The sequence below is a fragment of the Sphingobium sp. TomTYG65 genome (genome assembly GCF_055395525.1).
Genome location: NZ_AP027330.1, coordinates 1,833,327 through 1,847,250, shown reverse-complemented (window position 1 = coordinate 1,847,250; position 13,924 = coordinate 1,833,327). Strand labels below are relative to the sequence as shown.

At 60.4% G+C, this 13,924-nt stretch carries 13 protein-coding genes; 6 read left to right on the top strand and 7 right to left on the bottom strand.

The annotated features are described in order from the left end of the window. Positions 1-57 precede the first annotated feature (57 nt). The 3 genes from ACZ5Y5_RS09080 (at position 58) to ACZ5Y5_RS09070 (ending at position 5,059) form a co-directional block, all read left to right on the top strand. Entirely contained in the window at positions 58-2,646 is a 2,589-nt protein-coding gene (locus ACZ5Y5_RS09080) for a TonB-dependent receptor domain-containing protein (protein WP_464808326.1), read from the top strand. 17 nt (positions 2,647-2,663) lie between these two features. Continuing rightward, on the top strand, positions 2,664-4,772 hold the full coding sequence (locus ACZ5Y5_RS09075) for an Atxe2 family lasso peptide isopeptidase (RefSeq protein WP_464808325.1): 2,109 nt from the start codon (positions 2,664-2,666) through the stop codon (positions 4,770-4,772). Between the two features lie 86 nt (positions 4,773-4,858). Beyond that, positions 4,859-5,059, top strand: a complete 201-nt coding sequence (locus ACZ5Y5_RS09070) for a hypothetical protein (RefSeq protein ID WP_464808324.1) — start codon at positions 4,859-4,861, stop codon at positions 5,057-5,059. Between the two features lie 30 nt (positions 5,060-5,089). On the opposite strand, the gene ACZ5Y5_RS09065 is transcribed toward ACZ5Y5_RS09070, so the two are convergent. The 5 genes from ACZ5Y5_RS09065 to ACZ5Y5_RS09045 all read right to left on the bottom strand — a co-directional run bounded on the left by ACZ5Y5_RS09065 (position 5,090) and on the right by ACZ5Y5_RS09045 (position 7,603). Further along, positions 5,090-5,773, bottom strand: a complete 684-nt coding sequence (locus tag ACZ5Y5_RS09065; protein ID WP_464808323.1) for an RES family NAD+ phosphorylase — start codon at positions 5,771-5,773, stop codon at positions 5,090-5,092. Continuing rightward, positions 5,773-6,171: an MbcA/ParS/Xre antitoxin family protein gene (locus ACZ5Y5_RS09060; protein ID WP_464808322.1), complete on the bottom strand. Its 399-nt coding sequence runs from the start codon at positions 6,169-6,171 to the stop codon at positions 5,773-5,775. The genes ACZ5Y5_RS09065 and ACZ5Y5_RS09060 overlap by 1 nt, the downstream gene beginning before the upstream one ends. 96 nt (positions 6,172-6,267) lie before the next feature. Continuing rightward, positions 6,268-6,609 (bottom strand): hypothetical protein, encoded by a 342-nt coding sequence (locus tag ACZ5Y5_RS09055; RefSeq protein WP_464808321.1) that lies wholly within the window; start codon positions 6,607-6,609, stop codon positions 6,268-6,270. 85 nt (positions 6,610-6,694) lie between these two features. Further along, entirely contained in the window at positions 6,695-6,991 is a 297-nt protein-coding gene (locus ACZ5Y5_RS09050; protein ID WP_464808320.1) for a hypothetical protein, read from the bottom strand. A gap of 150 nt (positions 6,992-7,141) precedes the next feature. Beyond that, positions 7,142-7,603 carry a ferritin-like domain-containing protein gene (locus ACZ5Y5_RS09045; RefSeq protein WP_464808319.1) on the bottom strand — a complete coding sequence of 154 codons (462 nt, stop codon included), beginning with the start codon at positions 7,601-7,603 and terminating at the stop codon, positions 7,142-7,144. Positions 7,604-8,285: 682 nt separating this feature from the next. On the opposite strand from ACZ5Y5_RS09045, the gene ACZ5Y5_RS09040 reads away from it, so the two are divergent. The 3 genes from ACZ5Y5_RS09040 (at position 8,286) to ACZ5Y5_RS09030 (ending at position 11,445) form a co-directional block, all read left to right on the top strand. Then, the gene (locus tag ACZ5Y5_RS09040) at positions 8,286-10,319 is read left to right on the top strand and encodes a DUF3857 domain-containing protein (RefSeq protein ID WP_464808318.1); all 2,034 of its coding nucleotides are present in this window, start codon (positions 8,286-8,288) and stop codon (positions 10,317-10,319) included. Positions 10,320-10,567: 248 nt separating this feature from the next. Beyond that, positions 10,568-11,044 carry a hypothetical protein gene (locus ACZ5Y5_RS09035; RefSeq protein WP_464808317.1) on the top strand — a complete coding sequence of 159 codons (477 nt, stop codon included), beginning with the start codon at positions 10,568-10,570 and terminating at the stop codon, positions 11,042-11,044. A 113-nt stretch (positions 11,045-11,157) separates the two neighbouring features. Continuing rightward, positions 11,158-11,445: a hypothetical protein gene (locus ACZ5Y5_RS09030; RefSeq protein WP_464808316.1), complete on the top strand. Its 288-nt coding sequence runs from the start codon at positions 11,158-11,160 to the stop codon at positions 11,443-11,445. Between the two features lie 322 nt (positions 11,446-11,767). Here the strand turns inward: ACZ5Y5_RS09030 and ACZ5Y5_RS09025 are convergent, their stop codons facing one another. Beyond that, the gene (locus ACZ5Y5_RS09025) at positions 11,768-12,514 is read right to left on the bottom strand and encodes a hypothetical protein (protein WP_464808315.1); all 747 of its coding nucleotides are present in this window, start codon (positions 12,512-12,514) and stop codon (positions 11,768-11,770) included. Between the two features lie 748 nt (positions 12,515-13,262). Continuing rightward, entirely contained in the window at positions 13,263-13,550 is a 288-nt protein-coding gene (locus ACZ5Y5_RS09020; protein WP_464808314.1) for a barstar family protein, read from the bottom strand. Positions 13,551-13,924: the final 374 nt, after the last annotated feature.

The following is a 13,924-nucleotide window of genomic DNA, read 5'->3' as shown; positions in this document are numbered from 1 at the left end:
TTGCGCGGAGCCGCGTCTTCCCCCCTGTCCCGCTGGATCGGGCTGGGGGAGTGTTCAATGTCACGCAACGCTGTCAAACTTGTCTGTTCAACCGGCTTCATGGTCGCGACCCTGTCGGCCGGTGCCTCGCCGGTGCTGGCGCAGCAGCAGGCTGCCAAGATCATTGTCGATCTTCCCGCGCAGGCTTTGTCTGCTTCGCTGCGCGATCTCGCCCTGCTCTCGGGCAGGACCATCATCGCCGACGCGGCGCTTGTCGCCAATCATGCGGCGCCTGCCTTGCGCGGCGCCTTCACGCTGGAAGAGGCTCTTGACCGACTGGTTGCGGGAACCGGGCTGAGGGTCGAGACAGCGGGGGCAGGCTTTGCCATAATGCGGGGCCCGCATCTCCCCACCGAGACAGGGCAGGAGGAGGGGTCGGCCGAGGGAGAGGGGACGGGCATCGTCGTGACCGGCAGCCGCATTCGCGGGGCGCCCCTATCCTCGACCGTCACCATTCTCGATCATCAGATGATCCGCGACACGGGCCTTGCGGACCTGGGAGATGTGGCGCGAAGCCTGCCGCAGAGCTTTGGTGGCGGTCAGAATCCGGGGGTCGGCTTCAACGTGCCCTCCAGCACGGGCGGCAATGTCGGGGGCGGTTCGACCGTCAATCTGCGCGGGCTTGGCAGTGACGCCACGCTTACCGTGCTGAATGGCCGCCGCATGCCCTATGATTCCGCGCGGCAGGGGGTCGACATCTCCGCCATACCCTTGTCGGCCGTGGAGCGTATCGAGGTGGTGGCTGACGGCGCCTCGGCTATCTATGGATCGGACGCCGTAGGCGGGGTCGTCAATGTGATCTTGCGGCGCGACCATGAGGGTGTGGAGACGCGCGCCCGGATCGGCGGTTCGCCCGACGGCGGCAACTTCCAACAGCAATATAGTCTGCTCGCTGGCCGCCGCTGGACCGGCGGCGGGGGCTTTCTCACCTATGAATATGCCCGCAACAGCGCGCTCACGACCAACCAGCGGCCCTTCGGCCGCGTCAGGCCCAATGTCACCCTGCTGCCCGCAAGCGAGCGCCACGCCTTTGCGGGCAGCGTTCACCAGCAGCTCAGTGAGACGCTCAGCCTCGAACTGGATGGGCTTTACAATGCAAGGTCCGGGCATTTTTCCTATCCAACCAGCGCGGCCGCCAATCTGTCCGTGGCGCGCATCACCCAAAGCTACAAGGGCCGTACGCTTGCTCTTGCAGGCGCCGCCCGCCTCGCACTGGGGCCCTGGGACCTGACCCTGGCCGCCACCTTCGGCAAAGGTCGGACCTATTTTCAGGGAGACAGTTTCAGCAATGACACATTCACCAGCAGAGCCTTTGGTCGCTACAATAACCAGACCGTGAGCGGTGAGCTTTCGGGCGATGGGCCGCTGTTCGCGCTACCCGGCGGCGATGCCAAGCTGGCGGTCGGTGTGGGGGTCCGCGCCAATGACTTCGAAATCTATCGCGGCGCGGGCGACGTCAACAATGCGAAGCCGTCGCAGGACAGCGTCTATGCTTTTGGCGAAGCCAGCTTTCCGCTCGTCGGCCCCAGCTCCGGCATCGCGCTGCTGCGCCGGCTCGATCTGAGCGCCGCGCTGCGATACGAGCGCTATCGTCGGATTGGGGATGTGGTCACGCCCAAATTGGGGCTGATCTATGCGCCTGCCGACTTTGTCGATCTGAAAGCCAGCTGGGGCCGGTCCTTCAAGGCGCCGAGCTTTCTCCAGCTTTATGCGATCGAGCAGGCTGTCCTGTATCCGGTGACCACCTTCGGAGGCACGGGCTACCCGCCGGGCACCACGGCGTTGCTCGTGGGAGGCGGCAACCCTGACCTCAAACCGGAAAAGGCGCGCAGCTGGTCGGCGACGCTGGCGCTGCACCCACCGGCTCTGCCGGGCCTTGGCCTCGACATCAGCTATTTTCATACCCGCTATATCGACCGGATCGTGAACCCGATCCCCAGTGTCGCTCGCGCCCTGGTCGATCCTATTTACCGCGGTTTCATCACCTTCTCCCCCAGTCCCGAGCAGCTTACCGCGGCGATCGCGGGTGCGGACCAGTTCCTCAACGGCGCGGGCGCGCCTTATGACCCGGCGCGCGTGGCCGCCATTCTCAATCGCGCCAACATCAATGCCGGACGCCAGATCATCAAGGGCATCGACGCCCAGCTACGCTACCAGGACCGTCTCGCGGGCGGGAAGCTGGGCCTCACGGCCAGCCTCACCTATCTCAACAGCAGACAACAGATTGCCAGCGACGGGCCGGTGGAGAGGCTCGCGGGCCGGCTCTTCAATCCGCCGCACTGGCGCGGACGCGCAACCTTGAGCTGGGGCAAGGGCGGGTTCAATACTGCCGCGACCCTCAGCCATATTGGCGGCGTGAAGGATGTGCGCACCACGCCATCCATTGAGGTCGAGGGCATGACGACGCTGGATATCAGCAGCCGCTATCGTATCGGCGAGGGGCGGGGCTCGCTCAGCGGACTGGAACTGGGCCTTTCGGTGCAGAATCTGCTCAACCGCTATCCCCAGATCATCTCGACCCGCCTTTTCTATGATGCCCCTTATGACTCGTCCAACTATTCGCCGGTCGGCCGGTTCATCGCCGTGGATCTCGTCAAGCGATGGTAAGGAACTGCGTCCGCAAAGTGGCGCGGTTGTGCGCTGTTCTGGCCTGGCTGCTCGCCCCCTTGGGGGCGAGCGCGACCTGCGCGGACCTGCTGGCGCAGCCGGCAGCGCCTGCGAACAAGAGGGGGATCACGGCCTCTGATCTTGCGCGGCTGCGGGATATCGGTCCAGCCGATGGCGGCCTCAATGCTGCGCTCACGGGCTATCGCAGTCCGCTTGCGGTGTCTCCCGACGGGAAGCGCCTGGCCTTCCTCCTCAGCCGGCCGGACCCGGTCACCAACAGCTATTGCATCGGACTTGCCCTGATGCCGATCAGCACAGGCTCCGCGCCGCGGCTCGTCAATCAGGGTGGAGAGATTATCATGGGGGCGGGCGATTATCGCGGCGTGATCCTGCCGACCGGCTACCCGGCGCTGACGGCCCCGGCGTGGTCTCCCGATGGTCGCTGGATCGCCTTTCTTCGCCGCGACCGGGGCGTCACCCAGCTCTGGTTGCTGACCGTCGAAAACGGAGCGGTCGGCCCGCTCACCCGATCCGCGGTCGATATCGAGCAGTTCGCATGGAAGCCGGATGGTTCGGCGCTTCTCTTTACCAGCCGCAGCGGCCAGATTGCCGAACGGGCAGACCTCGCCCGCGAGGGCCTGACTGGCTATCGCTATGATGACCGCTATGTGCCGATGATGGGCAGCGCCCCCATGCCGCGCGCATCCATCCCGCTCTCGGCGTTCATGGTCGATCCGGTCGGAGGAAAGATCCGCGCGGCCGACCCCGTAGATCTCGGACTGTTGCCGCCCGATCCCCTCTATTATGCCGCACCGACACTGGTCGCGAAGGGGGAGGGGGATCGCCAAGCAGTCGCGCGGCGGATCGCGGCCAATCCGTCCAGTGCTCAGATCTTGGAGGTACGGGGCGGCCCTGGCAAAAGCGTAGCCTGCACGGCCAATCCGTGCCGCGGCAAATTTACGGGTCTCTGGTGGATGCCGGGGGGCGGTCCTCTGCTCTTTCTCCGCCGCGAGGGCTGGAACTTGCGAGCCTCGGCTCTGTATCGCTGGCAGCCGGGGCGGGGTGCGCCGCGCAAGCTGTTGGCGACCACTGATCTCCTCAGCGGCTGCGTGCGGGCCGAGCGGGCGCTGCTATGCCTTCGCGAGAATGCCACGACGCCCCCGCGCATCGTTCGCATTGACGGGCAGACGGGACGCAGCGCTCTGCTTTATGATCCCAATCCCGAATTTGCCGCGATTCGCCTGGGACCGGTGGAGCGCCTCGCCTGGCGCAATGCACGAGGCCTGGAAGTAGCGGGCGATCTCGTGCTCCCGCCCGGCTACAAGCACGGCGAGCGCCTTCCGCTCATTGTCACGACCTATCGCAGCAATGGCTTTCTGCGCGGGGGGACAGGCAATGAATATCCCATCCATCTGTTCGCCGCGCACGGATTTGCTGTGCTGAGCATTGACCGTCCGATGCAGATGGCGGCCGCGCAAGCGGAGGAGACGGACCCGGTGAAGTTGCGCGCCGCCAACGACAAGGACTGGGCCGAGCGGTGGAATATGCATAGTGCGGTCGTGACCGGCGTCGAGAAACTCATCGCCAGCGGCCTTGTGGATGCCAGGCGCGTCGGCATTACCGGCCTTAGCGATGGGTCAAGCACGGTCGGCTTCGCGCTCATCAACAGCCGGCTCTTTGCTGCGGCGTCGGTCAGTACATGCTGCCTTGAGCCCTGGACCGTGAACGCAACGATCGGTCCGGCGTTCGCGCGCATGATGCGCAGGCAGGGCTTCCCGCCGGCCACGGCTGACGATTGGGACTTCTGGCGGCCGGGCTCGCTCATCCGCAACGCATCCACCATCGACACGCCACTGTTGATGCAACTTGCCGATCGCGAATATCTGACCGCCATTGATGTGTTCGCTGCCCTGCGCGAACAGGGGAAGCCGGTAGACATGTATGTCTTTCCCGATGAGCTGCACAATAAATGGCAACCCGCTCACCGGCTCGCAATCTACAATCGCAATCTGGACTGGTTCCGTTTCTGGTTGCGAGACGAGGTTGATCCCGCTCCCCACAAGGCGGAGCAATATAGGCTGTGGCGCCAACTTCGCCCCCAAGGGGAGGCGCCACGCGCGCCATAACGCCTGCTGTCTCGATAAACGGTCTGGCGCAGCTGTCAGGCTTTCCTGCAGCCGGAGAGCGATGTTGAAGCCCCTCGGCCCCGACCGTGCAGACTAAACTGGAGGAAATAGCCCGAGTTATAACGCGAGCGGCAGAACTTGCAGGCGAAGAAGGCAAGGCGGTTATCTGGTTCAAGCATCAACCCCTTTCTGGAGTTCGGAAAACGGCTGCGGAATTGGTTGCGAATGGCGATATCGATATCGTCATGGAAGATCTCGATCGTATGGCTGTCGGGGTCTATTCCTGACAGGCGTCTCTCGAGGCCGAAAGAGGTCCTTTAGGCGAATGTCTTCTTCTCGTAGACGGTGACAATCGCCCGGCCATCCCAAACGTAGCACAGGTGCCGCTCCTGTCGGCAGTTGGCGAGTAGGCGAGGGCGGAATACCGCGGCGCACTCGCCGTCGGCGTCGCGCACGCTTTGGTATACGATGCCATCCGAACCTTGCTCACGCAGGTGTCGGCCAAGCGCCTGACCGGCGGCATAGCTGTCCGGGGCGTAGAGGGCAGGGCGTTCATCGCGCAGGCCGCGAATATCGTGGAGCATGGCGTCCAGGTCGACCGCGTAGACGCGCATGTCGAGTTCCTGCGCCGGTTCTTGGGTGTACACCATGAAACGGGTTCGGTGATGGCTCGTCTCGGCAACCGCAGTCTCAATGGTGTTGGCAGCATAGAACAACCCGAAACTGCCGTCACAGAATCGGCTGCCATCTGGGTTTAGGTGGGTAAACGCTGCCATGATCGCCGACGTCCCGGGTCCTGATACGCGGTCCTCCGGTGGGACGAGCGCGAGGTCCCCGACCTCGTCGCGAAGCCGGTCGTTGGTCATCGCCTCGATCGCATATACCGCTTCTAAATCGGCCGGATTCGCGACGTCTTCAAACAGCGATATGGGCGGGAACCGGCTTGCGACGATCCGATAGCACGGTTGCCACCGCACTTGCGTCGTCGCAATGGCATCCATCAGCCGCGCTGCGCGTCGATATATTGGCGCACCACGTAGAGATCGGCGACATTGCCCGAGGTCATCCGCTCGATCGCCGGGCGTCCGGCGAACAGCGGCGCCTCATTGGGTTTGCGTACCCATTCGTTGGCGGTACGGGGCAGGAGCATCTTAAGCCCCTTGTATATCCCCATGACATAGGAGATGCGCTCCAGCGCATCCTTGGGAATCGCCGCGACGGCGCCGCGCTTCCAGGTCTGGAAGGTCGAGCGGCTGTCGAGCCCGAGAAGCTTCATCTGCTCGGCTTCCTTAAGGCCCCAGGCGTCGGTAATGCGGAAAAAGGTGCGCAGCGCCGGACCGCTCAGATCCTTGCGGCTAGGCGCTTTGGCGGGGACGCCGGAATGGGCAGCTGTGGCCATTGGCCATCTCCTTCTTTCTCCGTCTATGTATGATATCTGTACATAACGTCAAGAGGAGATCAGTTTTCATACACGCCTAATGCGCGCGAGGCCGCGTCAGGGATGGCCAGAACTGCCGGCGAGCAGCCGGTCCATCTCGCCCATCGCCGCGTCGAACTCGGCGAGCGCTGGATGGGAGAGCGCGGGTGCTTGGTCCAGGGGTGCCGACAATCGCTCCCTTCGCGGCGCTTCGGCGACCAGCAGAACCTTGCCCTTGATGCTCGCGCGCCGCGCGAGGCCCGCTGTGACTAGCGCGTCGCCGATCGCATAGGTGCCGCGCCGGCTGACCCAGAACGCCGAGGTCATCTGATCGAGTCCTAGCGGCGCAAAACCAGCGAGCAGGATCCACACCTGCGGTGCCCGCGCGCTCGAGCGCAGGTGCTCCAGCTGCTCGCGCATCAGCGCCGTGCGCCGTCGCGCTTTCGCGACCAGCTCTGCAAGCCGGGTAGCGCTGGCGTGGAGAGTTTGCGCAACGATAGGCAAATCAGCGCATCTTTACCTCATAAGCCGCTGTCCTGTCCTTTTCCGCCGGGTCGCACACACTTTCGAACCAGTCCGCGATCTGGCTGCCCGTCATGGAGCTGACGTCGCCACGCGCCATCAGCAGGTCGAGCATCCGTTCGAACCAGATGAAGCGATGCGGGACAGCGATCAAATGGGGATGCAGGCCCAGCGTGAAGATGCGCGGACCCTTCGCCAGCTCGCTTTCGAAAGTGGCGAGGCTGTGTACCAGCCGGTCGTGCATTTCCGATGAACTATGCTTCTCCACCGCGTAGATCACGCTGTCGTTGATCTCCAGCGAATAAGGGTCTCTCGTGCGGACAGGTGGACGACATGGTCTTTTGGGTGATGTGTTGCACTATGAGCAACAGAAACATGCGCGACTTGCTGTCCAATGAGGTGGGCCGCCCGCTCGGGCGGCCCGTCCTGTTCATGCCAGGCTGTGCTTGAGGGCGCTGGCACGATCATGCCCGGCCTTGATGGACTGGTAGGCGCGCTCGACCACTGCTCGCGAGCTGGGGTCAAGATCAGCGTCGCGCAGGGCAGCTTCAAACTTGCCCTTGATGTAATCCTCACCCCGTTCAACCTCCTGGATGATAGCCTTGTCATCCTTGCCGGTGAACGCCTGCTTCAGATCCATGAAAGTGCGGTGCGCGCCCGCGAGGAAACTGCTGTCGTCTTCAGCATTGCCGCCCAACCGCCTTACCTCAGCCTGCAATGCGGTCGCCACTTCGCTGCGTTCACGTGCGAAGTCGGCAAACATCGAGGAGAATTGGGTACTCTCGGCATCCTGCGCAGCGTCCTTGAACCCCTTCATACTGTCGAGCGTCGTCTTTATGAGACTGTTGAGACTAGTGATGCTGCTTTCCATGCTCATGGCGGTCTGCTTCATATGGCGCCCTCTCAACGGTCACCCCGGCGTAAAGGTCCGCCCGGTCCACATGCCGCCAAGCGGGAGCCGGAAAATCTCGGGCTCCGGGGCTCGCTTCGCGTCTCCCGACAAAGGCCATCAGCAAAACCCATTGCAGGGGCGGAATGCGACTGCCTCAGCCGGAGGGAGCAGAGATGTTCATGTGATGATCATGTGCATTGGAGACGGAGGCGCTGCTCAAAGAGATGGCGCGATGCGATCTGGAATTTTGTCGACAGCCGTGCCACTGCGCCGCATGCATTCTCGCCCCATCTGGCCCCTGTTGGCGCTCGTCACTTTAGCGTCTCTGGCCCTGTCGCTTGCGCGCTATACGGGTCAACCGGTCTGGCCCGCTGAGGTGCTGGCCTTCGCTTTTCGATGGGCCTTTATTGCCGCCTTCGCAATGTTCGGCCGTGCTATTTTTCGCCGCACATAGCAGTAGCCGCAACGCGCCATTTGTAGACACTCAGGCTGGAGTTGAATTCCTCTTGGTGCAGACTGCCCGCTATTCCGCGCCGTAGCCGACGCACAGATTAGCCTGCAGGAGCCTTGATGCACGCGCTGCCGAGCAAAACTCGCTTGAAGAAACGATGGTTGTGAGCGTCATCAAACACTTGCTTATGCAGGATCTGCAGACATTATGGCGCGAAACTAAGGGGGTGTTGTGCGTTTCTTGATTTCTGCTTGCCTGGCGAGCCTGCTTGCCGGAGCCACCGTTCATGCTGCTGGAAGCCCGATCCAGAAGGGACCTGCTCCAAGGTGGGCCGTCCAGTCGCAGCCCATGCCGGTACCTGCCGATGCCGCAGGAGCGGTCTTCATCCGCCGTCAGGACACGGAGGTCCATCTCGATGGCAGGGGGCAGCTGCTCTATAATGGATACCGCATAAAGATCCTCCATCCCAACGCTTTGCAGTTGGGAAATTTATCGCTGACCTGGAACCCGGCCGCTGGTTCGCCTGTCGTCCATGCCATCAAGATCCATCGTGAAGGCCAGGCAATCGATGTATTGAAGACGGCGTCATTTGAGATACTTCGTCGAGAAGACCAGCTTGAAGCGGCAAGGTTGGACGGCAATCTGACGGCGGTTTTGCGAGTGCCTGACCTGAGGGTTGGGGACGAAATCGAGTTTGAGGCAACGCTCCGCGCCAGCGACCCAACCTTGGGCAAGGACGATGCCGGCCTGCTTTTCCTCCTCCCTGAGCCTGCGCCCGGCCGATACCATCTTCGGCTAAGTTGGGAGGAAAGGAATAAGCCCGCTGTCAAGATGACCACCGACATGTCAATGGTGGCAGAGCATGGCGCGAATGCAGTCGACTTTCGGTTTGATAACCCCCGCGTCATCACGCCGCCCAAGGATGCGCCCCCTCGTTACCAGTGGCAGCGGGTAGTCGAATATAGCAGTTTCAGTGACTGGCAGGGCATATCGCGCCATTTCGCGCCGCTATTTGCCAATGCCTCTACGCTGGACACCAACTCCTCGCTCAAGCAGGAGGCAGCACGTATTGCTGCAACATATGCGAAGCCGCTGGACCGTGCTGCCGCTGCACTTAAATTGGTGCAACAGAATGTCCGCTACATCTATGTCGGGCTGAACGGCGGCAATCTGACCCCAGCAGCGGCCGATGAGACTTGGCAACGCCGCTACGGCGATTGCAAGGCTAAGACCGTTCTCCTGTTGGCGTTGTTGCGTGAGTTGGGCGTCGAAGCCGAGGCGGTGCTGGTTAACAACAGTGGCACTGATGATGGCCTCAATGAGCGGCTGCCCAGTCCGCGGATGTTCGACCATGTGCTGGTGCGGGCGCGCGTTGATGGGAAGAGTTATTGGCTTGATGGCACGCTGCCTGCTGTTGTCCAGCCTGCCGTAGCGCCGGTCATCCCCTATCAGTGGGTTCTTCCTCTGGCCGAACAAGGAAAGGGCCTTGAGCAACTTGCCTGGACCCCTGATTCGCGACCCAATGAGATTACGCTGTTCGAAATCGATGCCCGCGCTGGCTTCGACAAGCCTGCCCGGATTACCAATACGACAATCAAGCGCGGGATTGATGGCTTGCAGCAGGAAATGCAGTTTTCGGCGATAACCCCGGCGCAGTTGCTGAGCGCCTTTCGCCAAAATGCGATCGGAGACACTTGGCAGACCATCGAGGATGTCCAGTGGCGCTATGATGTGAAGTCGCAGGCCAGCATACTGACCGTCGTCGGCACGGGGGCGATCGCATGGGATGATGATGGCGATGGAGTAAGGTCGCTCTCCCTGCCGGGCGGCGGCTTTAATCCGCCCGAAAAGCGGATACGCGCGACAGAGCAGGATCAGGCATTGCCATTCTACAACAAGCCGGATTTTAGCTGCTACGTCACGACGGTCCGGCTGCCATCGACCACAAGGGCGGAGCAATGGTCCCATAAGGACGATATCAACAACCGGATGTTCGGTCGGGCTTATTACCGCGCCTTTGACATATATGATGGTTCGTTGCGCATGGTCCGCGGCTCCAGGATAGAACAGAAGGAAGTCGATGCCGTCAAAGCTCAGCGTGACAACGGCCGCATTGCCCTGTTTGACAACAGCATGGCATGGATAACCTACAATCCGAATGGCAAAAACGCCGATACGCAGGCAAGCAAGCGAGTCCCAACGACAACTGAGATCGATTGGACTGCCGACAATGCGCCGTGCTTAGCTTCCAGCCCCGGGAGCTAAGTCCTCCGACTGAACCTCCGTGGCGGCGAGTGAAATGACGGAGACGGCGAGATCGACGCTGCGCACCGCTCATCCGCTTACAGGTTGGCAAGCTGACCAGCGGCTGGCGCCACAAACTGCCATTGAGAAGTGCATCCGCTGCACCTGGTTGCTGACGTTGACGCCGACGCTATGCTCTACATTATCCTGCTGCAGTCAGCGCGGGCACAAGAAGCGCAGGGGTAACAATGTCTTCAAATCGAGGATGCATGGTAGCCAGCGCCTCAATCGGCATTCTGCTGGTAGCTTTCCTGCTCTGGCCCTATCGATCGGAAAAAATAGAGAGCGTCGTTTCAGCGAACGAAACGGTTTGCGCCATTTACACGACCAGCAACGGCGGCTGGCGCGAAGAGGCAGGGGCTTCTCGGGTAGCTTACCCCCTGGATATACGTGTTTTCGTGGAAAGTTGCGCCGGTGTGCCACAGGGGCGACCGTACGCCGCAACGCTTGTGTCCGCTCGCTCCGGGACAGTCATTGCGTCAGGATTGTCCTGTTCCCCAAACAGACTTGCCGAAGGGTATCCTTGTAGGCTTGAATTGCCACCACTCAACACACTGTCTGGGCAGGATCACTTTCGCGTCCGCGTCATGGTGGCCAAGGGAGAAAACGTGCGCACTGCTGAGTTGCGGCTGTTCATCAAACGTGAATGGCGTAGCGTCATGATCGACGCAATTATGTCGGTCTAGCGCTCTCAGCGTCCGCTTTTGCCGTTTAGTATAATATCACTTTCACCGCAGCGTCGACTAGCGCCGATCCTCCACCCGATAGCAGCCATCGTAGTAGGAAGTAGGAATACGGAATGATCAATGTCGCCGGATACGCCTTCCCAGAAAGTCGTGCGTCAATCGTATGCACCCATGTATGGGGCGGTCTGCCCGTGCTTCTGTTCGCGCACGACAGCGACGGAGACATCCAGTTCTTCTGCGGCGAGGAAAACCATTCCGCGTCCGAGGCCTTGGTGCTAGGCTTAGCAGAGATAAAGGGGCATCTGCAATCAATGGAAGGTATGCCCACCGTCGATCCCGGATGCTGCGCAGAACGCGCCACCATTGGAGGCGCGTGGACTGTGCGGAACATGGAAGATTGAAAGTCCGCTATCCACCGTTGTGTCCGTAGAAGCCAACCGTCTAAAATCCACCCGCCATCGTCGATTCCCGCCTGCAAAGCCGCCTGCGCCGCCTATATCCTGCTGGTCCGCTTTGAGCTTGGTAAGCCGTCCATCGGCAGACGACCATTTCTAGCCGTTCCCAATAGCGACCCGTCACCTTGATACCTGCCGTTGCGACCCACGCCTGCTGTGACAATCAGGACGCCCTATCGGCTTACTGGCGTAGCACGCTACTCGATTTCATACCGAGTAACCCCGCGGATGCACTCAAAATCGATGGGCGTGTGTCATTGTGATTAACTCACGCTGAATATGGAACGGGACGATAGAAATCGAGATAGTTCAGCGAACCAGCTAAGGTGGCAGGCCTTGTATATTGCTCCCCATCCAGCGACACGTTCTTATAGTTCTCGATCCACGGTAGGACTTTTGGGATTTCGAACTTCACAGGGTCATCGACAATCTCGGTCATGACGCCCCTTAACGATATCCCGTCTCCGAAGACATTGGCAAAGTCGTCGGGTAGAACCTCCTGCACAGAAGCAGGATCAGATATGTTTTTGAAATAAACGAACTGGGGATAGGAAGAGAGCGGTAGCTCATGCGCCCCTGCCACCCCCCTTCCTAAGCGGTCGTCATAGCTCTCCCCGGCTATTACTCGCGCTCTAGTGGCGGCAAATGGAGCGGCAGCAATAGTTTGAGCGGAATGGGTTTCTTTGCCGCGCAACAGAGCGAAAACGTACACGCCGTTTGGCATTTTTAGAGATGCAGCCTCGCCACGAAACCGAATGCGTATGCCTCCGGCTTCCGGACCGGGAAATCCTTTACCTTGGTCCACAGTATGGACCTCGATAACGCTCGCGCCCGTTCGCTCGCCTTGCGGGGTATCAACGTGGACCGAGAGACGAAAGCGGTAAGTGGGTAGGCTGCGAGTGCAGCCAATCAACGGCGCAGCAACTAGGCCTGCTATGATCTGTCGCCTATTCAAAACGCCCTCCATCACCAAACTCGGCAATAGCTTATTCATTGCAGCAATGGCCATGCTCATCACCGGCGTATAATGTTCCAATGTCAGCAAACCATAGATGATCGACTAAAACCAGACCGTCTGATACCCACCCAGCCCGGACGTAGCAGGACGAAATTCAGATGGTCTCGGCCCACAACCAGCCAGTCCGGTCCGTCGAAACCGGCCGGGCAGCTGTCTAAAGCAGCCCATCGGCTTCTTGGCGGTCCGATGCGCCCATGGACCGGGAACGACGATGCTGGGTGGAGAGCGGAATGGCGGCTTTGAGGCCAAATAAGTTACAAAACAGACATTCGCTCAGCGCGTGGGTTCGGTCCGTTCAAAATGGATGACCCAAATCAGCCCCAGAATAGTCATACCAATCCACGTGATAAGACTAAGCATGATGTTACCGCCCCAACTGGCGACACCAACCACTAACAGAAAAAATAGCAGGGTTACCAACTCCGCTAGCCGAAGAAAGGAACGGAGAGGCCTACGTGTCCTATTTTCAATCAGATAGGCTAGGCCCGCAGCAGGCAGCACGGCGACTCCTAAGATTAGGGAATGTAGAGAGATGCCAGCGATGCAGAGCCAAACGACGCAGATCAGCAACCAATTGAAAGGTCGGCGTTCAAGTTCGCTTTTACGGGATGCAATTGGGTCAACGCTGCCAGGTGACGTGTCCATATCAGGCACGTATCATGTCTTTGGTTCGTCCGCCAATGGGTCCGCTCAACGGGAAGGCTCTCGTCGTCAATTGGTCGCATCCTGCCGACCTTCATCCCATTCATGAGATGATCTTCAGCGAAATGTCGGCGTCAAATTCGCGGCGCGCGTCCTCGAACATAGTGACAACCTTCCCTAGGAAGCTCGCCATGTCATTGGGCAGGTGGCGACTGTTTTGAATGACCACGTGGAATGGCGGCTCTACCCCGTTTATGCCCCCGGATAAGCTGTCATAGAGGGCGTCCAGATTATGCCCATGCCAATCCGGCGCATCGAGCGCAGGCAATAATGCGGAGTAGAAATCTTCAGCGGAAGTCCAAATTGAACCATCGATCGTGATCAGCTTCATAGTTATAGGGTGTCACCGTCGCCGGGTGTCCGCAATGCGGGATATCTTCACCAAGGTGCAACGGCAAGAAATGGTCGTCTGCGCGCTGAGCGCATTCAGCAAAGGCGTTCCCACCTATCTAGTGCCCGCAGGAAGGTTGGAAAACGGACTTCAGCTGTGTAACTTGACCCAATGCACCCCCTCTTGAATTTGCGCCGCGGCTGGTGGCTTTCGCTGCCGTTCATTATTGCGATCGCACTGCCCGTCTGGCAAGCGCAGTTTCGCTATGGATGGCTAGAAATGGCCCTCGGCGGTTATGCATGGCTCTTCTGGATTGCCGTCCTGACTTGGGGAGTCCTGACTATCTCAGCTATTAGGCAGCATCGCGCTTGGTG

What these genes read in the sequence shown, in the direction of transcription:
- ACZ5Y5_RS09025 (WP_464808315.1), bottom strand. Translation starts at nt 12,514, where the DNA reads ATGAGCATGGCCATTGCTGCAATGAATAAGCTATTGCCGAGTTTGGTG.
- ACZ5Y5_RS09065 (WP_464808323.1), bottom strand. Translation starts at nt 5,773, where the DNA reads ATGGATGCCATTGCGACGACGCAAGTGCGGTGGCAACCGTGCTATCGG.
- ACZ5Y5_RS09030 (WP_464808316.1), top strand. Translation starts at nt 11,158, where the DNA reads ATGATCAATGTCGCCGGATACGCCTTCCCAGAAAGTCGTGCGTCAATC.
- ACZ5Y5_RS09020 (WP_464808314.1), bottom strand. Translation starts at nt 13,550, where the DNA reads ATGAAGCTGATCACGATCGATGGTTCAATTTGGACTTCCGCTGAAGAT.
- ACZ5Y5_RS09060 (WP_464808322.1), bottom strand. Translation starts at nt 6,171, where the DNA reads ATGGCCACAGCTGCCCATTCCGGCGTCCCCGCCAAAGCGCCTAGCCGC.
- ACZ5Y5_RS09080 (WP_464808326.1), top strand. Translation starts at nt 58, where the DNA reads ATGTCACGCAACGCTGTCAAACTTGTCTGTTCAACCGGCTTCATGGTC.
- ACZ5Y5_RS09035 (WP_464808317.1), top strand. Translation starts at nt 10,568, where the DNA reads ATGGTAGCCAGCGCCTCAATCGGCATTCTGCTGGTAGCTTTCCTGCTC.
- ACZ5Y5_RS09055 (WP_464808321.1), bottom strand. Translation starts at nt 6,609, where the DNA reads ATGCGCGAGCAGCTGGAGCACCTGCGCTCGAGCGCGCGGGCACCGCAG.
- ACZ5Y5_RS09045 (WP_464808319.1), bottom strand. Translation starts at nt 7,603, where the DNA reads ATGAAGCAGACCGCCATGAGCATGGAAAGCAGCATCACTAGTCTCAAC.